Annotated in this window: 19 protein-coding genes and 1 riboswitch; of the genes, 12 read left to right on the top strand and 7 right to left on the bottom strand. The window is 42.3% G+C overall.

The features are described 5' to 3' along the window. Positions 1–88: 88 nt before the first annotated feature. The 6 genes from MHN79_RS00590 to MHN79_RS00565 all read left to right on the top strand — a co-directional run bounded on the left by MHN79_RS00590 (position 89) and on the right by MHN79_RS00565 (position 6,379). Complete coding sequence (locus MHN79_RS00590; protein WP_239171244.1) at positions 89–955, top strand: DUF72 domain-containing protein; 867 nt, start codon at positions 89–91, stop codon at positions 953–955. A 190-nt stretch (positions 956–1,145) separates the two neighbouring features. Further along, positions 1,146–1,883, top strand: coding sequence for a carboxy-S-adenosyl-L-methionine synthase CmoA (gene cmoA, locus MHN79_RS00585; protein WP_239171243.1), 738 nt, complete (start codon positions 1,146–1,148; stop codon positions 1,881–1,883). 65 nt (positions 1,884–1,948) lie between these two features. Then, complete coding sequence (gene cmoB, locus MHN79_RS00580) at positions 1,949–2,923, top strand: tRNA 5-methoxyuridine(34)/uridine 5-oxyacetic acid(34) synthase CmoB (protein WP_239171242.1); 975 nt, start codon at positions 1,949–1,951, stop codon at positions 2,921–2,923. Between the two features lie 212 nt (positions 2,924–3,135). After that, positions 3,136–3,882, top strand: a complete 747-nt coding sequence (locus MHN79_RS00575) for a RimK/LysX family protein (RefSeq protein ID WP_239171241.1) — start codon at positions 3,136–3,138, stop codon at positions 3,880–3,882. An 8-nt stretch (positions 3,883–3,890) separates the two neighbouring features. Continuing rightward, positions 3,891–5,396 (top strand): inactive transglutaminase family protein, encoded by a 1,506-nt coding sequence (locus MHN79_RS00570; protein WP_239171240.1) that lies wholly within the window; start codon positions 3,891–3,893, stop codon positions 5,394–5,396. A 2-nt stretch (positions 5,397–5,398) separates the two neighbouring features. Beyond that, positions 5,399–6,379 carry an alpha-L-glutamate ligase-like protein gene (locus tag MHN79_RS00565; RefSeq protein WP_239171239.1) on the top strand — a complete coding sequence of 327 codons (981 nt, stop codon included), beginning with the start codon at positions 5,399–5,401 and terminating at the stop codon, positions 6,377–6,379. A gap of 63 nt (positions 6,380–6,442) precedes the next feature. Here the strand turns inward: MHN79_RS00565 and mukB are convergent, their stop codons facing one another. Genes mukB through cmoM form a run of 4 tightly spaced genes read right to left on the bottom strand, consistent with a single transcriptional unit; the run spans position 6,443 to position 13,724 of the window. Continuing rightward, entirely contained in the window at positions 6,443–10,897 is a 4,455-nt protein-coding gene (gene mukB / locus MHN79_RS00560; RefSeq protein WP_239171238.1) for a chromosome partition protein MukB, read from the bottom strand. After that, positions 10,894–11,616, bottom strand: coding sequence for a chromosome partition protein MukE (mukE, locus tag MHN79_RS00555; RefSeq protein ID WP_239171237.1), 723 nt, complete (start codon positions 11,614–11,616; stop codon positions 10,894–10,896). The genes mukB and mukE overlap by 4 nt, the downstream gene beginning before the upstream one ends. After that, a complete protein-coding gene (gene mukF, locus MHN79_RS00550) occupies positions 11,597–12,937 on the bottom strand; it encodes a chromosome partition protein MukF (RefSeq protein WP_239171236.1) in 1,341 nt (446 codons plus the stop codon). The genes mukE and mukF overlap by 20 nt, the downstream gene beginning before the upstream one ends. Then, positions 12,930–13,724 carry a tRNA uridine 5-oxyacetic acid(34) methyltransferase CmoM gene (cmoM, locus tag MHN79_RS00545; protein WP_239171235.1) on the bottom strand — a complete coding sequence of 265 codons (795 nt, stop codon included), beginning with the start codon at positions 13,722–13,724 and terminating at the stop codon, positions 12,930–12,932. The genes mukF and cmoM overlap by 8 nt, the downstream gene beginning before the upstream one ends. 114 nt (positions 13,725–13,838) lie before the next feature. On the opposite strand from cmoM, the gene elyC reads away from it, so the two are divergent. Continuing rightward, positions 13,839–14,657, top strand: coding sequence for an envelope biogenesis factor ElyC (gene elyC, locus MHN79_RS00540; protein WP_239171234.1), 819 nt, complete (start codon positions 13,839–13,841; stop codon positions 14,655–14,657). A gap of 41 nt (positions 14,658–14,698) precedes the next feature. On the opposite strand, the gene torR is transcribed toward elyC, so the two are convergent. Then, entirely contained in the window at positions 14,699–15,400 is a 702-nt protein-coding gene (gene torR / locus MHN79_RS00535) for a two-component system response regulator TorR (RefSeq protein ID WP_239171233.1), read from the bottom strand. A gap of 198 nt (positions 15,401–15,598) precedes the next feature. Between torR and torD the strand changes: the two genes are divergently transcribed. The 5 genes from torD (at position 15,599) to MHN79_RS00510 (ending at position 19,625) form a co-directional block, all read left to right on the top strand. After that, on the top strand, positions 15,599–16,246 hold the full coding sequence (torD, locus tag MHN79_RS00530) for a molecular chaperone TorD (protein WP_239171504.1): 648 nt from the start codon (positions 15,599–15,601) through the stop codon (positions 16,244–16,246). A gap of 216 nt (positions 16,247–16,462) precedes the next feature. Continuing rightward, on the top strand, positions 16,463–17,470 hold the full coding sequence (gene purR / locus MHN79_RS00525; protein WP_160926671.1) for an HTH-type transcriptional repressor PurR: 1,008 nt from the start codon (positions 16,463–16,465) through the stop codon (positions 17,468–17,470). 139 nt (positions 17,471–17,609) lie between these two features. Beyond that, positions 17,610–17,696: riboswitch (cyclic di-GMP riboswitch) on the top strand. 190 nt (positions 17,697–17,886) lie between these two features. Continuing rightward, entirely contained in the window at positions 17,887–18,480 is a 594-nt protein-coding gene (locus MHN79_RS00520; RefSeq protein ID WP_239171232.1) for a TfoX/Sxy family DNA transformation protein, read from the top strand. 123 nt (positions 18,481–18,603) lie between these two features. Further along, positions 18,604–19,293 (top strand): TVP38/TMEM64 family protein, encoded by a 690-nt coding sequence (locus tag MHN79_RS00515; RefSeq protein ID WP_239171231.1) that lies wholly within the window; start codon positions 18,604–18,606, stop codon positions 19,291–19,293. A gap of 2 nt (positions 19,294–19,295) precedes the next feature. Continuing rightward, positions 19,296–19,625, top strand: a complete 330-nt coding sequence (locus MHN79_RS00510; protein ID WP_239171230.1) for a DUF2007 domain-containing protein — start codon at positions 19,296–19,298, stop codon at positions 19,623–19,625. Between the two features lie 40 nt (positions 19,626–19,665). Here the strand turns inward: MHN79_RS00510 and MHN79_RS00505 are convergent, their stop codons facing one another. Beyond that, positions 19,666–20,739: a hypothetical protein gene (locus MHN79_RS00505; RefSeq protein ID WP_239171229.1), complete on the bottom strand. Its 1,074-nt coding sequence runs from the start codon at positions 20,737–20,739 to the stop codon at positions 19,666–19,668. 247 nt (positions 20,740–20,986) lie between these two features. Next, positions 20,987–21,640, bottom strand: coding sequence for a DUF1826 domain-containing protein (locus MHN79_RS00500; RefSeq protein ID WP_239171228.1), 654 nt, complete (start codon positions 21,638–21,640; stop codon positions 20,987–20,989). Positions 21,641–21,787: the final 147 nt, after the last annotated feature.

Raw genomic sequence — 21,787 nt, 5'->3', positions numbered from 1 at the left:
AATAGCAATACGAAAAATTGGCGCTGATTATAGCCTTATTCAGGGTGATTCGGCAAAATTCTCATCAATCATTATTCGAAATACAGATATGAATGCTTATCCAGTCAGGCTTGGACTCACTATGTGGTCTCATAATAATTGGCAACAAACTTTTTACGGCAGTGGCACAAAGCCCAACGAGCGATTAGAAAAATACGCCAGCGTCTTTCATACGGTAGAAGGCAATACCACGTTTTACGCGACACCTAATGCCGCAACAATACGTAACTGGCACGCATCAACACATGATGAGTTCCGCTTTACCTTTAAGTTACCCAAAAACATCACACATCAGCAGATGTTGCGCGGTTGCAAAGAGGAATTGTGTGATTTTATATCCATCATGGAACCATTACATCATCGAATTGGGCAATGGACAGTTCAGTTGCCAGCGGCTTTTGGCCCCGAACATTTGAGCCAACTTAAACAATTTTGTGCCCTATTTCCTAAAGAATTTCCCATTGGCATAGAAGTCAGACATCCTGCTTTTTTCTTAAAAGGCGATGCAGAACGCGCACTTAATGCTTGGCTCATAGAACAAAAATACGATCGAATTATAATGGACAGTCGGCCTGTATTTGCCGCAAAACCGGATAACGACGCCATTATCGATGCTCAAAAGAAAAAACCTAAGGTTCCGGTTCACGCACTGGCTACAGCCAGCAATCCTATGGTGAGGTTTATCGGCCACCCATTAGAAAACAACAACTATGACTTTTTTGTCCCTTGGCTATCCAAACTTGCAGACTGGGTAAGCCAAGGTAAACAGCCTTATTTAATGATACACACCGCAGATAATATCCTTGCACCTGAGTTGGCAGCAAATCTTTATCGACAGCTGCAGGAAAAAGTAACACTGCCAGACCTTAATTGTTTCCCTGCCTATAAAGAAAACAAACAGATAAAAATGTTTTAGCTGTAGACTCAATGAACTCTTTTTAGTCAACAATGGCGTATCTCAACAATAATCTAGCTTGTGTGGAAGTCAGCTAGTTATGACGTACAACGCTTGGTACATGACAGAAGACGAAAATTCACATAAAATGTGCCGTTTTTTAAATCTGTAGGACTGTAAGGCTGATAGCCTTTAGTTGAGAGAAGCTGTTATGAACCCTAAGAGTAACCCCGATACTATATTTTCGACACCAATCGATAAAATTGGGGATTTTACCTTTGATGAACGTGTCGCCGAAGTATTCCCTGATATGATTCAGCGCTCTGTACCCGGCTATAGTAATATTATCTCAGCCATCGGCATGTTAGCAGAGCGCTTTGTCAAACCTTATTCCAATATTTATGATTTAGGGTGCTCACTGGGTGCAGCCACGCTATCCATGCGTCGAAACATCACCCAAGAAGGATGCCAAATTATTGCGGTCGATAACTCTTCAGCTATGGTTGAGCGCTGCAAACTCCACATCAACGCTTACCGCAGTGATACTCCCGTAAATGTCATAGAAGCCGATATTCGCGATATTGAAATCGATAATGCTTCAGTAGTCGTACTTAACTTTACGCTGCAGTTTTTATCAGCTGACGATCGCTATGCGCTACTGGAAAATATATACAAGGGTTTGCGTCCCGGCGGAATTTTGATTATTTCAGAAAAATTTGTCTTTGAAGATACCGTATCCAATGAGCTCCTTGTCGACTTACATCACGATTTTAAACGTGCCAATGGCTACAGCGAACTCGAAATTAGCCAAAAGCGCAGTGCGATAGAGAACATCATGCGCCCTGACTCCAAAAACACACATAAAGAGCGTTTCGCAAAGATTGGCTATAGTAGCTTCGATGTTTGGTTTCAGTGCTTTAATTTTGGTTCAATGTTTGCGATAAAATAGTCAAACATTGCACTTACTCCTTACATTTACACAAACATTCTCAACTCTATTATCAGTGAAATATTATGTTTAACTTTGCCAATTTTTATAAGTTAATTGCAACCGATACTCGCCTTCAGCCATGGCTTAATGTCTTGCCACAGCAGCTTACAGATTGGCAAAATTCAGAACATGGTGATTTTGGTCGCTGGCTCAAAGCCCTTAATAAAATCCCTGTTGGTTCTCCTGACCAAATCGATATAAAAAATTCAGTTACCTTGTCCAACGATACGCCTTTGGAATCGGGTGAGCTTAAGAAGCTAGAAAATCTATTGCGCACTTTCCATCCATGGCGTAAAGGTCCGTATCACCTACATGGTATTCATATTGATACAGAATGGCGAAGCGACTGGAAGTGGAACCGGGTTCTACCTCATATCTCACCCCTAAAAGAGCGCAACGTTCTCGATGTAGGCTGCGGTAACGGCTATCATATGTGGCGAATATTAGGAGAAGGCGCCCGCCTATGCGTAGGAATCGATCCTTCCCATTTGTTCCTTGTACAATTTGAGGCGGTACGTAAACTCATGGGGGATCATCAGGGTGCCCACCTTTTGCCACTTGGAATCGAGCAGCTCCCCAAACTAGAGGCCTTCGACACTGTGTTTAGCATGGGTGTTCTCTATCACCGTCGTTCACCGCTTGATCACCTCATTCAGCTCAAGGACCAACTTGTTGCCGGAGGAGAGTTGGTACTTGAAACTCTGGTTATTGAAGGCGATGAAACCTCTGTGCTCGTCCCAACAGATCGATACGCACAAATGCGTAATGTATACTTTTTTCCCTCAGCAAAAGCTCTCAAAGTTTGGTTGGAACAGGTCGGCTTTGAAAATGTGACTATCGCCGAAGAAAATATTACAACGACCGATGAGCAACGCACTACCTCATGGATGACGCACAATTCGCTACCTGATTATCTCGATCCCAAGGATCCAAGTAGAACCATAGAAGGTCATCCTGCTCCTCGTCGTGCTACTCTTGTCGCGAAAAAACCTCACTAAGACAATTTTTGACAGACTCTTAACCTTTCGAGTCTGTCTCCCCCTTAATCTAAAGATTGAAAAGATTTAGAATCTTCTGATGAATACAACTCTTTCATATAGGGAAGAAAACAACTCATTGCAGTGAAGTCAGGATAGTTTCACTCTGCGGGTATTGGCGGTTTTAATCTTTAAACTAATCAGAACACTTTAACCTATTATTAGGATTTTTAATGTTAACCAAATTGGCTCCGGTAATTGCTATAACACTTGTTTCCGGTTGTACTCTTACTAACAGTGAACAATATCATCAAGAAACCTTGGCTGCGATCCAAGCTTCCGAAACCAATTCCGCGCAAAGATTTGACCAAATACATGCGCAGATGTCTGATAAAGATAATCAAATTTCCACTCTAACAGCAAAAGTTGACTCACTTAGCTCTGAAGTTCGAAAACTCAGACAACAAACTTTAATCCAGGCTGGCAAACCACGAGTAGACCACATACCGTCAGCGTCTACAAAGACCCAAGCTCATTCAACTAAATCACTGATGCTCGGTGAAATTGAAAAAGTTGTCATAGGCTCCGTAGAGCCGAAATTTGATGCTCGTATCGATACTGGTTCAGAAACATCATCTCTGAATGCTGTCGATGTCGAAGAGTTTGAACGTAATGGCAAAAATTGGATACGCTTTCATCTCTCCGATGGTATAACACCACTGGATGATAACAATTGGATTGAAGCCCCCATTATTCGTTATGCAAAGATACGTCAGGCAACAAATTGTCAACTAGAACGGCGTCCTGTGGTTGAATTGTGGGTTAGATTGGGCAAGATTCACGAAAAAACACAGTTTACTTTGGCAGATCGCTCCCAAATGATCCATCCTGTGTTGCTAGGTCGCGATTTCATCCGAGACATTGCAGTGGTGGATGTAAGTAAAAAATACATTCAAACGGAACTTGAACAAAAAAAATAAGGTAGCTTATGACGTCTAAAGTCCCCTTTTATATATCTGTCGCCTTCCTCATAGTAGCAGGTATTGCTCTGAGTATGTTTCGTCACCAGACATATGGTGTACCTTGGACTCCCGGTGAAACTCGCCAGATCTGGGATATAGAAGCTCGTGTTGAATTTAACGCTCAATCTAAACCAGTCAAAGCCTCGTTGGCCATTCCTCACACACAAAATGGCTTTACTTTGATCAACGAATCCTCTTCATCCTCTGGTTATGGTGTGTCCTACATAAAGTCTGAGTCAGGGCGCCGTGCTGAATGGTCAATCCGACAGGCTGCTGGAGCCCAAACGATATATTACAAAGCTCAATTTCTTGTTGACCCTCAAGCAAAAGTAAAAACACAAGCACCTACAAAGAAAATCATTTCACCAACCTTTGATGGACCTACCGAAGCTGCCGCGATATCCATTATAGAGCGAGCCAATAAGAGTTCTGCGGACGATGTTACTTTCACCAGAGAACTGATTAAAATCCTCAACGACTCAGACAGTCAAAATGCAGGACTGCTGCTCAATAAAATGGATAAGGTTTCTGCCGTTGATAAAATTCTCGCCTATGCAAAAGTTCCGAGCAAAATTGTTGGTGTTATCGAACTAGAGGACGGCCGCCGCCGTCAAACTATTGAGCTGATGAACCAAATCTGGGATGGAAGTGAATGGGTGCTATTTAATCCCAAAAATGCCACTCAAGCCATTAATGAGAATATATTAGTCTGGGATGAGTCAAACGTATCACTTCTAGATATCGTCGGTGGGCAAAATAGTCAGGTTCACTTTTCGATGATTGCTCAAGATGTCTCACCCAAGCAAGCAACACTGGATAAAGTCGAAGCGGATGGCCTGCTGAACTTCTCCATACACAGTTTACCGCTTGAAGAACAAGCTATGTTTAAGACCATAATGCTTATTCCTATTGGCGCTCTCATTGTGGTATTCCTGCGCGTGATTATTGGACTTAAAACTTCAGGAACTTTCATGCCTGTGCTAATAGCAGTGGCTTTCGTACAAACCCAACTGCTGACAGGAATCGTCGGATTTTTATTGATCGTGGGTACAGGGTTGATTATCCGCAGCTACCTCTCTAGGCTAAACTTATTACTCGTCGCCAGAATATCTGCCGTTATTATCACTGTAATTATGATTATTTCCGTATTTACGGTTGTCGCATTTAAGATTGGCTTGACCGAAGGTCTTTCAATTACCTTCTTCCCTATGATTATTCTATCGTGGACTATTGAACGTATGTCGATTCTATGGGAAGAAGAAGGCGCGAAGGAAGTGATTCTTCAAGGTGGTGGTTCGCTTGCCACTGCGACGCTTGTGTACCTCGCCATGACCAATTCGTACATTCAGCATCTGACGTTTAACTTTATTGGTCTTCAGCTGATTGTATTAGCAGGTATCTTGCTACTTGGAACATACACAGGGTATCGCCTGACCGAGCTAAGGCGCTTTAAGCCATTAGCGGAGGACTAACTATGCTGTCACGATTAACTTCGCAGTTTACGTCACCTAATAAGTTACGCTCCAATGGTATTATGGGGATGAACCAACGCAACCATAGCTATATAGGTCGGTACAACGATCGCTCTAAATACCCTTTGGTCGATGACAAACTTAAGACTAAGATTATTGCTCAGCAGCATGGAGCTACTACACCTGAGCTGATCGGTGTTATCAGCCATCAAGCGGAAGTTAAGAACATCCACAATATGGTTAAGGATTGGCCTGGTTTTGTCATTAAACCAGCTCAGGGAAGTGGTGGTAAAGGTATCTTAGTCGTCACGTCTCACCAAAATGGAGTCTACACTAAACCCTCTGGCGCATCGATCAATAAACAAGATGTTGAAAGACATATAAGTAATGCATTGGCTGGCCTATTCTCACTTGGGGGGAAAAACGATGTTGCGGTTGTTGAAAATCTGATTAAATTTGATGACTGTTTTAATGGCTTTAGCTACGAAGGTGTGCCCGATGTTCGTATCATCGTATTTAAAGGCTACCCAGTGATGGCCATGATGAGGTGTTCGACCGCAGCGTCTGATGGCAAAGCAAACCTTCACCAAGGTGCCGTGGGTGTGGGTATTGATATTGCCACAGGCAAAGCGATTAGAGCTGTACAATTCGATCACCCTATCACTCACCACCCGGATACAAACAAAGATCTTTCGACGTTACAAGTACCACATTGGGAGCGTTTATTAACCCTTGCATCCAGTGCTTGGGAAATGACGGGGCTTGGTTATATGGGGACAGACATGGTACTTGATAAAGAAGAAGGTCCCATGGTTCTGGAACTCAATGCTCGGCCTGGGCTCGCGATTCAAATTGCAAATGGTGCCGGTCTGCTGCCTCGCTTACATCATATAGAAAACTTGGGAGCACCGAGAGTCTACCCAGATTCAAGCGAGAGAGTTGCCTACGCAGCGAAACAATTTGGTTCATCCGCACAGTTCTAGCTAAGTTTATAAACGAAAAAAAGCTGCTCTACTGAGCAGCTTTTTTTGACTCGGGTATAACCGTTACTCAATGAGCGCTTCTTCAGTTTCTTCCCCCTGTTCAGGTTGAGCGAAACCTCGTAAACCAACGACATGAACATGCTCGTGATCTTTAAACACCTTACGAACCAATTTATAGGTTGTACCCTTTTCTGGGCTGATATTTTCTGGGGCAGCAATAAGCAGCTGCATATCCAAGCGATCACACAGTTCAAATAACGTGGAGATAGATTTAGCGTCCAAACGCGCTGCTTCATCCAAGAATAGTAAACGACATGGAACAATATCTTTGCTTCGCAAACGTCTCGATTCTTCTTCCCAACTTTGAACAACCATAAGCAAGATAGATTGACCCGTACCTATTGCTTCACCAGTAGAAAGAGCACCCGACTCAGCTTGTAACCAACCATCAGAACCACGGCAAACTTCAACACTCAATTCTAGATAATTGCGGTAATCTAGCAGTTCCTCACCTAATACTTGCGGGCTACGTTGTCCCATATCAATGTGAGGGTTAACACGCTGGAATAACTTTGCCATTGCCTCAGAAAATGTATGTCGAGTCGTTTCAAACAAATCCTTGTGTTGCTCTTGTTGCAACGCTAACCCGTTGAGTAAAACTTCATGACTCTCACGAATTTTGACGTTCAGGCGCACACCTTTGACTTGTCCAAACGCGATGTTCGATAGCCCTTGGTTGAGCATACGAATACGGTTTTGCTCCCGCTGAATGGTTTTCTTAATAATACTGGCGACCGATTCAGAGCTAATCGCCAAGCGGTTTTCACGCTGAGTTAGCTCTTCGGTTAACCTAGCTAATTCAACTTCCATCTCTTCAATCGCTTCAACTGGATCGTCTGTACGAATAATGTCTTGGCGAATTCGCTCTCGCAAATGTTGATAAACAGCGATGTAAAAAAGCACTTTACGCTCTGGACGGGCATTATCTTCTGAAAGACGAAGGGCATCGCGTAAGTCATCATTATCGGCAACAGCAAGACGCAAAGCACCAAGCGATTTATCCGACATAGAGCGAAGCTCATCTGCCGACAAATAGGCCAGTTCACGTTTATGTAATCGACGTTCTACGTCATTTTCACGAGCTAAGCGTAATACGGAGCACCAACCAGCCTTGGCTGCCACAACGAAGGTTCGAAACTCAACATAGTCCTTTTGAACTTTCTTAAGACGTTTTGCTAGCCCTTTCATTTCTAATTCAGTCGATGTGATCGTTTTTTCCAGTTCACTTTTTCGGCTGCGTGAGGTGTGCATACGTTCTTGCAACTCGTCACGGCGACGAATCGCCCGATCTTTAGCACCTTCGTCAGCGTGAACACCAAACTCTTGAAGCTCTTGCTTAAACTCTTGTACTGTTTCTTGTTTCGCTTGATGAGAACTCTTTAATGATGCCAGCACCTGATGGTATTGGTTCATTTGACCCTGTGACTGCTTTAACTCATCACGAGCACGCGTGCGTTGCCGCTCTGCTTGAACAAGCTTAGTTTTAAGTTGTTCGCTCAATTCACTACTTTTATCGAGCAACTCAAGCGAGTCTGAATATGAAAAATGATGACGACGCTCAACAAGATCAGATACGGCGAAAATACGCTTTTTAAGCTCCTGTAATTGAGAATCTTGCGCTCGGTACTCAGCTTCAAGAGCATCAAATTCTTCCGGATCGACCTCAAGAGCAGAAGCGACTTTTTTCAGTTGGTCGATCGACTTGGCATGACTGGCTAAAAAGCTCTTGGCGTCGGCCAATTGAGCCATTTTTTCTTCAAGATCTTCAAAACGTAATGCCAATGACTCATCTTCAATTAACACCATGACAGGTGCCAACTTATCAAGCAAAGTGAGCGCTTGTTTGCTCGAGACTAGCTGGGCGCTATTTTGTTGAACCCTCGCATCTAAGTCTGTCAAATCTCGTACAATTTGATTGCGCTTATCGCGAACTGCAGCCAAAGCTTGTTCTGGATCAGATTCAAAGGCTACCTGAATATGCTGCGCGACAAATTGGTTAAACGTTTGATATAGGCGCTGCAATTTCTGTGAATCGAATGCGGCTTTAGCATGTTGCTCAACGACGTCCTCTCGTTCATCACGCAGTATTTCCAAGCGCTGCTCTCGGGCTGCTCGGCCAAACAACGGAATCTCCGGCAGACGCGAATAGCGCATTTGTCGATCGTTCATACGAACACAAACTGCGCCTTGTAACTCCTCTGCATCAAACGAACTATCATCAAAGGCATCAATGTCACCTTCAATGATATAAAGGTCTTCAGGGCAGTCATCAAGCTCAATAAGTTTTGTTTCAATATCAGTCAGATCTGAAACAACAATCGCATGTCGCGAAGGACCATACATGGCACTAAAATAAGGCGCATCATCAATGGTAATATCATCATAGATTTCTGATAACAATACACCGCCTAGTGTGTCCGCTAGCCCTTTCAAACGCGGATCATTTGAGCCACCTGGCGATGCAAGCCTTTCAATTTCATTGTCCAGTTGAACTCGACGCTCAGCTAGTTTTTCTTTCTCTAATGTCTGCCGCTTTTCTTGCTCCAAAACGATTTGCATATGCGACATAACCGCTTGCTTATCGTATAAGTCCGCGCCACTTTGCTCTTTAAGATTTTCTAAAGCATCATGAGCTGCGATCCAAGGAGGAGCAATCTCTTCTAAACGGTTGATCTCAGCCGACAGATCTTGCTCACTACGACGTTTGTCAGTTCGGCTCTCACGCAGCGTTTCCAACTCAAGCTCCAGAGACTCGACTTGCGCCAACTTTGCCTCACGCTCTTGTTCGAGTGTGGATTCGTCCGTCAATTGAATATGGTACTGTTTATGATAGGTATCAAGCGCTTCCTTAGCCTGTTGTTGCTGACTGAGACGACGTTCCAAGTCTCGATGCTGCGCGTACCACTGCTTTTCGTTACCAATGATTTGCTCGGCGTCTCTAGCTTGATTGATGAGCTGCTTAGAAAGCGTAGAAGCCTCCTTACGTTCTACGCCAGCACCCAAAATTTTTCTAACCAGTTGCAAAGCTAATTCAAATTGTTCAACCGCAGCCGATGACATATCGAGCTTGTGTTTGACAGCAAGTAAAGAGGAGGTGCTCTCAGATTCTTGAGCTTTGAGGTGAGAGACAACGGCTTGAGCGCTGTCGGCGGTAAGTTCATCATCCCCAAGTAATAACTTAGCTTTTTCTAACGCTTGAACCGCTTGCTGATATTGAAGCGCTCGCGTTTGCTGAACATCTAGTGCTTGTTGGTAATCGGCGAGCTGAGTTTTTAAGCTATCCACTTCTTCTTCAGCAATGGAAGCCTGCTCTTCGATGATGAGTACACGTTCTTGAGCCTCTTCCACCACTATCATCTGTTCTTCAAGGCGCTCACTTAGCTCTAGCAAATCCTCTTGATAGCGTTCAATTTTTTCTTGCTGACGAAGGGCATTTTGTACCAATTGCAGATGATCAGAAGCCGCCTGATAATCTTGCTCTAAGCCAGATTCCGTCTCAATTAAAAGCTCAAGTTCTTGTTGAACTCGGTTAAGTAAATTGTTTTGCTCAACCAAAGTTTCTCGAGAGCCGAACAGCTCGGAACGAAATGAGAGAGTTTGCTCTAATTTGCTGCGACGTTCATTAGCATGGCGCATGTAGTCAGCCGCAACATAGTTCGTTGATTCTGTGATAAGGTGTTTAAACAAATCGCGGTCAGCTTGCGTTGTTTTGATAGCCTCAAGTGTCATGCGATTTTCTCGCAGTGCCGACTCCATATCTTGGAAGGCTTTCTTAACCCCGCAATTTTGAGGTAACAAGTAGTCACGTAGCGAGCGTGTAATTGCGCTAGAAATACCACCATAGAGTGACGCTTCAATCAGTCGATAAAATTTCGAACGATCGCCCGAGTTACGCAATTTTTTGGGGATAACGCCAAACTCGAACATCTGAGCGTGATAATCAACAATCGAGTTAAATACTTTAAGCTGCACCCCCTCATAGTCAGCGATACATTGCTTGATCTCATTAATTTGACGCACCCGAGCTTGGGTATCGGAAACACTTTCAATCAAGATATCGGTTGGCTTGACGTGACTTGGCAACCCTTGAATTACAAAGGGTTTGATATCAACTTTCTTATCTCGGCCAGCTACTTGCTGCAACTTAACGGCAAAAAGCAAACGTTGATTACGTGAGTTGACCACATCCAAAGCAGCGTAGCAGGCGCCAGGCTGCAATTTGCCATACAGCCCCTTATCTCGAGAAGATTGACTACTGCCTGCTTCTGTTGTGTTGCGAAAATGCAGTAAGGTTTGATCCGGAATGAGCGCGGTAATAAAAGCAGCCATTGTGGTTGATTTGCCCGCCCCATTGCCACCTGACAGTGTGGTTACCAAACCGTCGATATCAAATGTTCTGGCAAAAAAGCCGTTCCAATTGACCATGGTCAGAGATTGATATTTACCTCTTTCAATCATGCGTCACCTTCTTCTACATTATCTGACTGATAAGACTCTTCATTTTTTTCTGTCAATAAACTCACTTGACTTGGTTCTTTGGTATGGACCACAGCTTCACCATCTCGAATCAAACGCAGTTGCGCTTCGCGAATATCATCACCGACACGGACATCAGCGCCAAAGCGAAAAACAGATTCGCTAATACTAAATTTTCCCGTTTCACCGATATTGATGATCATGCCAAGGCGTCTTAGGCGACGAAGAGACGTTCGTACCTTGTCAAACAGCTTCTCTTTATCTAAGTCTGAGCCTGTCGCTCTGTTAGTCACTAGCTTCATGAGTTTTTTCTCATCAGATAGGGCTAATAGCTCTTCATAAAGCTCTTGGTTAGTAAAAATACCCTCATGGGCCAATCGCTCAGGGCTTAGGTATAAGAAACACAACACCTTACCAACCAACATGTCTAACTCAGACAAGACGCTTCTATTGATAAGAGAAGTAGAGCGAGGACGAAGATAGAAAAAACCTTCAGGTGCTTTGATAAGCTCAGTGTTGTAACGCTGGTAGAACGAAGATAATTCAACTTCAAAATCAGACAACAAGGCGTGATTGTCGAGGTCATCGGTTGATATGTGTCTGCCAGAGCGCAATAAGCTATCTAACATTGGAAATAAGGGATTTGAAATCGCTTTGGCCAGTTTCTCTGGCATGTAGTCATTAGTATCTGTCGATGACATTTGCTTGTACCTTTGCACCGTATTGGTTGATCACATGCCAATCAGGCTGGATCGCCTGATAATCGGACTCGGAATAGCCGAGGCGTACTGCTTGATCAATGACAATACGTGCTAAATCAAAATGGTGGGTTCTGGGGTGTTGGGCTAAATAATCTTTCAATACGACACCCAAGTGGATTGGTGTACCTTGCTCTTTGTGGACTTTTAGCATGCTACTTATGCGTTCAGACAGATCATTATTTACTTTTTGATATTCTTCATATTCCACTTCCAAAGGCACTTGACCTGTAACTTCATCATCTCTCAACACTAGGGCTTCGTCCCTAAGATCAACCAACCTTTCTGCATCGGCGTAAGTAAGAAACCAAGGAGATTCATCATAGTCTTTGACTGACTGACGCAAACGCGTGCTGAAAGCACGATTTTTATCCATATCAATCGCAGTCCTGATAAACTTGTGCACGTGTCTGTCGTAGCCGATCCATAAATCAATCGCCTGTTGCCCCCAACTGGTTATCCGGTCCAGTTTCATTTGTAATCCAAATAACGCCTCTTCGATAAACTGCAACGATTCTTGCCCATAAACAATCTCTTGAATGTCTAAGATCTGAGTTTGCAATTCATCACTGGCCGCTTGCAGGGTGTCTTGGAGCTCACGCAGAGTATTTGATGTTTCAGAAAGTAAAGCTTCGCAATTATTGATGGCTTCGCGCCAATCTTTGTTAAGCAGCTCAGCAATTTGAATTTTGACTGCCTGCTGCTGCTCATCCATCACTCGTTGGTTGAGATCAATTTGATCAAAAATTTCACCGACAGAGTATTTTAAGACACCAAAGACATTCTTCTTCCAATGAGCGGGCGTTCCACCTTTCTGTGCTGCTTCAATCGCTTTTGACATTTCATCAGCAACCATGGATAGCTGGATTGAAAGACGCAACTTAGAAAACTCTCGATGACGAAGATAGTAGTCAGTCACTCCAACCGCCAATGGTGAGAGTCGATAAATACTGGCACCATCGTTAATTTCACTAGTAAAACGACTTATTAACCTCTGCTTTACCATGTCATTAATCGCATTGTTGGCTCTAAATGCGGTCGCTTCACCTGTGGATTCAAACAAACGAGTGACAATGGCAAAAGCATCATGCAATTCGCCTTCACCCAACTCTTCGTCAAATTTTTCATTACTCAACACAGCGATTGCAATCAGGAAAGCCAAACGCTCGGTCGTCAAGTTTAATGAAAAGTCGTGCTGCTTTACCCACCCGACAAGTTCATCAATTGGCTGTTCAGCAGCAGTATTGGCAAGTATCTCACCCATTATCATTCCTGTTCTTTTTTGCCCATACGTGTATGTAGCGACCCATTGATAGATAAGGTTCCTGACGACATAACTTTCTTTCAAGCGCCACTACGTCTTGTGGTTGGAAATCACCCATGTATTCCCTGTTTCCAATATAATCACTAAAACATCGGATACCCGCTTTACCACAAATCTCAAAACCAGACGTCTCTATCCATTGATACACTTCCTCTGGTTTGAGTCCTCTCTGTGGCTGCAATTTAAACCTCTTTCGATGCGGCATACCGTCCAATATATGTGGGATATTGCCGCACACAACATTCTTATAAACCAACCCGTGATGGTTATAGAACATGATGGATGCAGCTCCACCAGGTTTTACTCTATTCAGCAAGTATTGCAGCGCTGATTTTGGATCGACCAACCATTCCATCACAGCATGGAACATCAATACATCAACAGATTCTTGGAGATGCTTTCCTATGCTCTGCACGGGTGAATGAACCAAACGATACTGCTTAAGCAATCCGTTTTTTTCAATCTCTTGACGAGCTAATTGCAACATTTCCGAAGATATATCACACAAAGTAATTCGATGTCCGAGTTTAGCTAGCTTTTGAGAAATTTGCGCTAATCCTCCACCAGCATCGAGCACAGAGAGACTTTTCCTGCTACCATTAATGGCGGAAAGTAATTGTTCAAGTTCTTCCCAAACAATCACTTGGCGTATTTCACCTTTATCGGACCCGTAGATATTTTTTGCAAACTTGTGCGCGATGTCGTCGAAATTGCGATCTTCAGTCACGGTAGGTTAAGTTATTATGTCGTGTCATTCTGCTATTTTGTCACATAGAAAGCAGATATAAAGAAAGATTCTCTTAAATTGAAACCAATTGGTGTTTTTTCGGACTATTTAAGTATGTTTGAGCTTAAAAAAGTGGTGTCATCACTGTTAATGCCTTTACCACTCATGCTGATGATCGGGATTGTCGGCCTGACACTCATTATGTTTACTCGAAAGCAAAAAACTGGGTGTTTTGTCGTTCTCTTTTCCTTTGTCGGTATTTTTCTGATCTCTTTTCAGCCTATTGCATCAAGGCTTCTTCTCCCCCTAGAACGTCAATATACCGCATTCTTTCCAGTAGATGACACCATAGATTACGTTATGGTTCTTGGTAGTGGGCATGTGGTAGACGATAAGATTCCCCCGACTTCCGAACTCAGCCGAACCGGCCTAATGCGACTTTCCGAAGGGATAAGAGTGATGAGAATGTATCCCGGTTCAAAATTGATTTTATCTGGGTATGCTGGGGGATCTGATGTCAGCAACGCTAGGATGATGGCAAAAGTAGCGCTAGCCTTAGGCGTTGCCAAATCCGATATTATTTTGTTGGAAACAGCGAGAGATACGTGGGAAGAGGCTCGGCAAGCCGCAGCATTTGTAAAACGGAAAAAGCTCGTTATTGTGACATCAGCGAGTCATATGAGAAGAGCGCTAAATGAGTTTTACTCTGCAGGATTAAAGCCCTATCCAGCACCAACTAACTATCTCGCTCAACGCAATGTAGAACAAGCCTGGGCCAAATATTCGCCCAAAGCAGTTTACCTCGAACAAACTGAAATTTACTGGCATGAAACGCTCGGATTGATATGGCAAACTCTGCGCGACTGGGCTTCAAACAATGACCACAAGGCAGGAATAGCCTCTGATAACCCTGTATCTGATGGCGACGCCTAACATTCTTTGTATACCGAGCATATCTCGGTATACTCTTTATTTTAGTCTCCCGCGAACATATAGCCTTCGCCATGCACTGTAACAAATAGCTGAGGGTTTTTGGGATCACATTCCATTTTGGCTCTCATCCGTCTAATGAGAACATCTATCGTGCGGTCATTAGGTGCTGCAACCCTGTGGCTGATCATATTAAGAATTTTCTCACGACTTAGTACCTGATTGGGATAAGAAGATAGCGCCACCAACAACTCATACTCTGCCTTAGTCAGTTTCACAGGCTTACCTTCTTTTGTTAAAGAGCGCCTTGGTATATCGAATGTCCAGTGCGCAAAACGAACTAACTTATTAGCACTTGCAGCCGGTTTAGCTTGGCGAGCAGAGCCTATGCGCCAGAGTAAATTTTTGACTCGAACCACTAACTCTCTCAATTCAAAGGGTTTGGTCACATAGTCATCAGCTCCCATTTCCAGGCCAACGATCTTATCTATGTTTTCAGTACGCCCAGTCACTAAGATGATCCCTATATCTGACTGGCTTCTAAGTTCACGAGTCAGCAAAAGTCCATCTTCACCTGGCAGATTAATATCCAGTAGCACTAAGTCAATACTGCTGCTTTTTATTAATTCGCGCATCTCTTCACCATTTTCAGCTTCAAATACTCGATAACCTTCATGCTGAAAATAGCCAACTAATTTACTACGAGTCACTGCGTCATCTTCGACAATTAATACGTGATAACCCATTTACACCACTGCATACACCTAACCTATTGACTCGTATTCTATTCATAAGCTGTCATAATTCTAGTATTTGTGTCGGTTATAAGTGCATACGCACTCTTTTTTTGATTTGAAACAACCTAAACGACACCGAACTGATATTTTATGGATAACACAAGTTTTATCCCAGATAGCTTACATAACTGTGGAGAGTATTATCTAATGGACGACATCAAATCCTTAAATGAGAAGCGCGCCGAAATCTATTGGTGGTTATCAAGTTTATTCGCCAGAGAACTTTCTGCTGAGGTACTTGAAGAGTACCATTCCCCCCAAGTTCGCGCCTTCCTAACAGCGCTTGGGCAGAATGAGCATTTAAGGCCATATATAAACAAACTAATAGATGCGCTTAATCGTGTGCTCAGCAGGAACAATGCCCAACTCGAACTAGCGGCTGACTTTTGTAATCTGTTTCTTAAATCCGATAAAGATTCTGCCCTACCCTACGCATCTATCTATATTGGCGATTCAGGACTGCTCAATGATATACCTGCCACAGAAATGGAAAACTTAATGTACCAGTATCAAATAGAGGTGAATAAAAGCCTTAATGAGCCGGCTGATCACATTGCTGTAGAATTAGACTTTCTCGGCCACCTAATCATTTGCTCCAACAAGCTAATGCAACCGAAGGAGATGGAAACTTCGATGCAGGAACAAGCACAATTTATTGAAGCCCGTCTTCTCTCTTGGATCCCCTCGTTTGTAGATAAGTGTCAGAAACTGGATAATTTCGGCTTTTATGCATCAGTGACAGAAGTCACTCTTGCGTTTATCAAACAGGATTACTCATTTCTAAAAGGTGAGTAATTAGACACAAATATGTGATGGAAAGCCTACTAGAATTTAGGTTTTTGTTTGCCCTTAAAGCCTTTGCGATATAAAATCGAGAACGAAAACGATAAAAACTGACAGAACTAGAGATAAACCGCTAAATAGGGCGGTTTTTGTGTTTCTGATACTTACTGCCCACTTACACAAATTTTTGATGCAAGTTCACGGCAGTCATCGACAGGACAGAACCTTATGGCCACTATCAAAGACGTAGCACGCTTAGCCGGCGTGTCGACAACAACTGTTTCTCATGTAATAAATAAAACTCGCTTTGTTGCAGAAGCAACTCAAGAAAAAGTGATGGAGGCAGTGACTGAATTAAACTATGCTCCAAGCGCTGTAGCGAGAAGCCTAAAGTGTAACAGTACCCGTACTATTGGCATGCTTGTCACTCAATCTACTAATCTTTTCTTTTCTGAAGTCATCGATGGTGTAGAGAGCTATTGTTACCGCCAAGGCTATACTCTCATACTGTGTAACACTGGTGGAATATATGAGAAGCAACGTGATTATATACGTATGCTCGCCGAAAAACGTGTTGATGGTATTCTAGTAATGTGTTCCGACCTAACCGAAGAACTCAGTGAAATGCTTGACCGCCAAAAGGATATCCCTAAAGTCATCATGGACTGGGGTCCAGAAAGCTCTCAAGCCGATAAAATAATCGATAACTCCGAAGAAGGCGGCTATCTAGCAACAAAATTCCTAATTGAACACGGTCATAAAGATATCGCATGTCTTAGTGGGCACTTTGAGAAAGCAGCGTGCCAAGAACGTATACAAGGGTTTCGCCGAGCAATGAGTGAAGCTAACTTAAAAATTAACGAGGACTGGATTCTCGAAGGCAACTTCGAATGCGATACTGCCGTGCTCGCCGCAGATAAAATTGTCGCAATGGATAACAAACCAACGGCTGTCTTTTGTTTCAATGATACTATGGCTCTTGGTCTAATGAGCAGACTGCAGCAAAAAGGAATTAAAATACCTGAACAGATTTCAGTTATCGGCTATGACAATATAGAGCTCGCTGAATACTTCTCTCCACCACTTACTACTGTGCACCAACCTAAACGTCGCGTAGGCAAAAATGCGTTTGAAATTCTTTTGGAACGTATCAAAGATAAAGAGCATGAAAAGCGTGTTTTCGAAATGCATCCAGAGATTGTGATTCGTGATACGGTTTACAATCTAAGTGAATGAATACGAACCGGCTGATAAGTTAAACTATTAGCCGACTCTATCATTTTGACACAAAATATTTGGATCGATATCACACTTATTCAATCACGTTGTGATACTTACCTCAAATCTTATTTATTCTTAAATTGTTCGACTAATGCCACGAACAGGGCAAACCAACTCGAAAGAGTGGGACGCAAAGCTTCCGGCCTGACTCAGGGAACTGAAAGGTAGCGGAGTTGCCGATGGGCAAAAATGCAAACTATCATACCGTTTAAAACAATACATGGACTAGTGATTTGATGTTTCGGTAGCCACATGTGTCTGTTCTAAAAAATGTATGACTTCTTTATCAACATTTTACCTGCATTATTTTGCTAATCTCTCGGACCTGGCTTTGGTGGCGTATAATAAAATATACACCGAGATAAAACAGCATGGATAAACCAATACTTAAAGAATCGATGCGACTTTTTGATCAGCTTGGTCAGATAAAATCGCGCTCAATGTTCGGCGGATTCGGCATCTTCGCAGACGACATAATGTTCGCATTAGTCGTTAACGATAAGCTACACATCCGCGCCGATGACAAACTAGCCAATCAATTTAAAACTGAGGGCTTAACACCATACGTATATAAAAAACGTGGGTTCCCCGTTGTTACAAAATACTTTGCGTTAACTGATGACATTGCAACTTGTGAGGAGCGAGCGCTTTCTTTAGCCTATCGCTCTCTAGAAGTGGCCAAGAAAGAAAAGACGACACAAGCTAAAGCTAGGCCGACTCGACTTAAAGACTTACCTAACCTTCGACTGGCAACAGAACGTATGTTAAAGAAAGCCGGAATCGATAGCGTCGAAAATTTAGAACAAATAGGGTCAGTAAAGGCGTTTAAGGCGATTCAAGCAACGCACCCTGCAGAGGTGTCAATTGAGTTGCTCTGGGCTTTAGAAGGCGCTATAAAAGGCAAACATTGGTCAGTTATTCCTACTACTCGCAGAGCGGAGTTAGAAAGTCTTCTTAATAGCTAATCACAACATGCTTTGAAACTAAGTCAGCCAGCTAGGTTGGCTTTTTTATTTTCTGTTTGAAATTTTACTTCTTTTCAACTGTTCTTATTTTCATATCCCTTTACTCATATTTAGGAAGCCTCTATGAATAAAAAACTCGTGTTAGGAGTTCTGCTCGTCGGACTGATTGTGTTTCTTGGCATTAACTTTGGTCAATATCTCACTTTAGAAAATGCTAAAGCTCAACAAGCCTCGCTATCTGAGTTTATAAATAACAACTTTGCACTAGCCGCTATAAGTTATTTTCTTGCCTATGTCGCCATTACTGCTTTCTCCATTCCAGGCGCTGCCGTTGTGACGCTTCTAGGTGCGGCTTTATTCGGCTTTTGGGCCAGTCTTTTACTTGTCTCATTTGCAAGCACCATAGGTGCGACTCTCGCCTTTCTCAGCAGTCGTTTTTTACTTCGAGATTGGGTGCAAACCAAATTTGGCGACAAATTAAAAGCAATCAATGACGGAGTGGCTAGAGATGGGGCATTCTATTTATTTTCGCTTCGCCTAATACCTGTATTTCCTTTCTTCCTAATAAACCTTCTAATGGGGCTAACACCAATATCTACTGCTCGTTTTTACCTGGTAAGCCAATTGGGAATGCTGCCGGGTACCGCGGTTTATCTCAATGCAGGCACACAATTGGCACAAATAGAAAGCCTATCGGGTATCGTATCTGCTCCGGTATTACTATCATTTGCTCTACTTGGGCTATTCCCAGTAGTCACTAAATGGGTGATGGGAAAATTCAAAGGAGCGACACAAACTCAAAATGAGAGTTAGTTTTGAAAATTTTCTCAACCGCTAATGTAATAGAAGTTCATATAGTCTGTGAACTTCTAAAATCACAGCAAATACATTGCCAAGTCAGAGGAGATGGAATCGTAGGGCTACAAGGAGAACTTCCTTTCGATGATAGTACCTCCCCCTGTGTTTGGCTTTTGAATATCAGTCAACATAAGCAAGCGCTGTCAATCATCGAACAGTATCAACAAAAAACACCATCAGATTTAAAATGGCAGTGCACCCAATGTGGAGAGCTCAATGAACAGCAATTTGGGTTGTGTTGGAAATGTAGCGAGATCAATAGAGACGAATCTGACCTCTATGAATAAAGCGCACTGAAGGCGCTTCATTCGTTTTCGCTTCAATCTTTTAGGACGAACGTATCTTCTCTATTGCGAACTTCGCACTAACTGAACGATGATCACTGCCATATGAGGGTCCAACAATCGAGTTACCCTCAGGTACGATTATACTTCTCTTTAGTGTCTCATCTTTTTGCGTAAGAATAACAACGCCATCAAGGTACCCGGTTTGCATTTCTCCGTTTTTCTGTCTTTTGGAGCCTTGCTTGGCCTCAGCATTTAAGCTTGCTTCCCACTTATATGTATTCTCCTGTGGGGATATCATTGGCAAGGTGATTTCATATTGAGGAGGAACTCCCAGCTCAGATCTAAAACTTTCTTTATCTTGTAATGCTCTAACTATTCGCCCATCAACTTTTCTATTTCGAGTATTAAAATCACCAGCAATAATAATATGATCTATATCAGTATGTTTGTTATTAATTTTGCATAACAAATCATTTATTTCTTTTTTTCTTTCATCTTGATCTTTTGAGTCAAGATGAATATTTACCATGGCAACTTTCATGCTACCAATGCTTTGTATAGTGATAGTTCCACCTTTATTTGGATTATTAAGCACGTCCCTATAAGTTAACTTATCAATAATAATAGGTGCTGCTATCCCTTTTTTAACCAGTGTAATCTGAGCGGTTGATGCAGGATTGGTGAACAAGGAAAACAGCTCTTTAGGTTTGGTGACTGTCAGCATTTTTTGGGCACTATTATAGACAATCACATACTTAGAGCCATTAATAGTCTCTCTCATTACTCCTGATAGATTCTTCATTTCTTCTGTAGATATAAAAACAATATCTGATGTACTAGTAAGAATCGATTCACACATATCGCTACTCATTGTTTGGTTTGCATTATTATGAGTAAAAACTTGGATGGTATGAGCGACCTTAGGCTTATCAAGCACACCATATTCTAAGTTGCTTAAGTGTTCTTCATTTGAGTTTAATTCTTGCGCAGGCAAACAGCAGTTAAATACTTTTTTGATATTAAAAGACGGCTGATGAGAACTTTTTTCTGAGCGATTCACTATACTACTAGCAGAGGGTGAAAAACTTGAGTTGACTTCCATTATCATATCCATAAATAAATCCTATCAGAGGATTATATAGACACAATAAAAATAAAACTGTGTTCATGAACCTTTATTAATTTAATTCAGTTTGAAAAAAAATAATTTTTAAACATGAAAGAATTTAATCATTGTATTTCTTTTTTGACATTAGACCTTTCCAGATTTATGTAAGCTCACATCAAAAAAGTTGAAGTCTGTTGATAGTCTATAGTAAGACATTTGTAAGATAATTTGCTAAAAGATAGTCACTATCTGATTAAACCATATCTAGTGTCAGTAGGAGTCTAGGTTCTTGATTAAGGTTCTGAGGTGAACGATGTACCAACCCGCGACTTTCATTCCCCTCCCAGCCACTTCCCTTCAACAAAGCCACATCTCCAGTAGACAATCTGTTTATTGCCGACTGTTCACTATATAAACCAGATAAGTGATCAGGTTTCCCCAAGCTACCAGCACCCAATTTGCTGCGGTCCAAACCATCGTTTCCATGCCATTCTGTGGCAGTACCGGTATAAGTTGAAACTAAACGGCAAGGGACATGATCAACGTGAAATTTTGGACACATAGGTTTATTTATACTGGTGAGTCTTAGCCCTGCTTCACCCAAATCAAACAAACAACAGAACATATCAACGATTAACGCAATGTCTTTAGCAAGTAGCTCTGCACATTCATAGTTTGATAACTTATGCATTATCCAGTCATCTACATTACTAGGCGTAACTGTTTGAACTAACGCCAAATTAGACTCATGAATCAACATATGCTTGATACCATGAATCAGTTTATTAGGAAGGTCTCGTTCCCATACAGCAATGTTATGCTCATCTCGGTATATTTCACTCAATACACTTGGCGATTCAGCTATAGGCATTGTTAATTCCGTTGGTGTTTTCATAACCTGAAGCATGAGGTCTCCCTATTTATAAGCGAACTTCCCAATTAGATGGGGGTACCTAACATCAAAAAATCTAAGGTAACCACCATCAATACCATCGCTAAATATGATATGTTATATCATAACAAAAAATCAACAACCACATTGAACAAAAGTAAC

The sequence above is a fragment of the Vibrio sp. Of14-4 genome, assembly GCF_022347625.1.
Taxonomy (GTDB): Bacteria; Pseudomonadota; Gammaproteobacteria; order Enterobacterales; family Vibrionaceae; genus Vibrio; species Vibrio pristinus.
This window is presented reverse-complemented; position numbering and strand designations above follow the sequence as displayed.

Bases quoted from the DNA above. Each gene is read 5' to 3' on its own strand.
- mukF (WP_239171236.1), bottom strand. From the start codon at position 12,937: ATGGGTGAGATACTTGCCAATACTGCTGCTGAACAGCCAATTGATGAA.
- MHN79_RS00520 (WP_239171232.1), top strand. From the start codon at position 17,887: ATGGATAAACCAATACTTAAAGAATCGATGCGACTTTTTGATCAGCTT.
- torD (WP_239171504.1), top strand. From the start codon at position 15,599: ATGGACGACATCAAATCCTTAAATGAGAAGCGCGCCGAAATCTATTGG.
- MHN79_RS00505 (WP_239171229.1), bottom strand. From the start codon at position 20,739: ATGGATATGATAATGGAAGTCAACTCAAGTTTTTCACCCTCTGCTAGT.
- MHN79_RS00515 (WP_239171231.1), top strand. From the start codon at position 18,604: ATGAATAAAAAACTCGTGTTAGGAGTTCTGCTCGTCGGACTGATTGTG.
- mukE (WP_239171237.1), bottom strand. From the start codon at position 11,616: ATGTCATCGACAGATACTAATGACTACATGCCAGAGAAACTGGCCAAA.
- mukB (WP_239171238.1), bottom strand. From the start codon at position 10,897: ATGATTGAAAGAGGTAAATATCAATCTCTGACCATGGTCAATTGGAAC.
- purR (WP_160926671.1), top strand. From the start codon at position 16,463: ATGGCCACTATCAAAGACGTAGCACGCTTAGCCGGCGTGTCGACAACA.
- cmoA (WP_239171243.1), top strand. From the start codon at position 1,146: ATGAACCCTAAGAGTAACCCCGATACTATATTTTCGACACCAATCGAT.
- cmoB (WP_239171242.1), top strand. From the start codon at position 1,949: ATGTTTAACTTTGCCAATTTTTATAAGTTAATTGCAACCGATACTCGC.
- elyC (WP_239171234.1), top strand. From the start codon at position 13,839: ATGTTTGAGCTTAAAAAAGTGGTGTCATCACTGTTAATGCCTTTACCA.
- MHN79_RS00565 (WP_239171239.1), top strand. From the start codon at position 5,399: ATGCTGTCACGATTAACTTCGCAGTTTACGTCACCTAATAAGTTACGC.
- MHN79_RS00575 (WP_239171241.1), top strand. From the start codon at position 3,136: ATGTTAACCAAATTGGCTCCGGTAATTGCTATAACACTTGTTTCCGGT.
- MHN79_RS00570 (WP_239171240.1), top strand. From the start codon at position 3,891: ATGACGTCTAAAGTCCCCTTTTATATATCTGTCGCCTTCCTCATAGTA.
- torR (WP_239171233.1), bottom strand. From the start codon at position 15,400: ATGGGTTATCACGTATTAATTGTCGAAGATGACGCAGTGACTCGTAGT.
- MHN79_RS00500 (WP_239171228.1), bottom strand. From the start codon at position 21,640: ATGCTTCAGGTTATGAAAACACCAACGGAATTAACAATGCCTATAGCT.
- MHN79_RS00590 (WP_239171244.1), top strand. From the start codon at position 89: ATGAATGCTTATCCAGTCAGGCTTGGACTCACTATGTGGTCTCATAAT.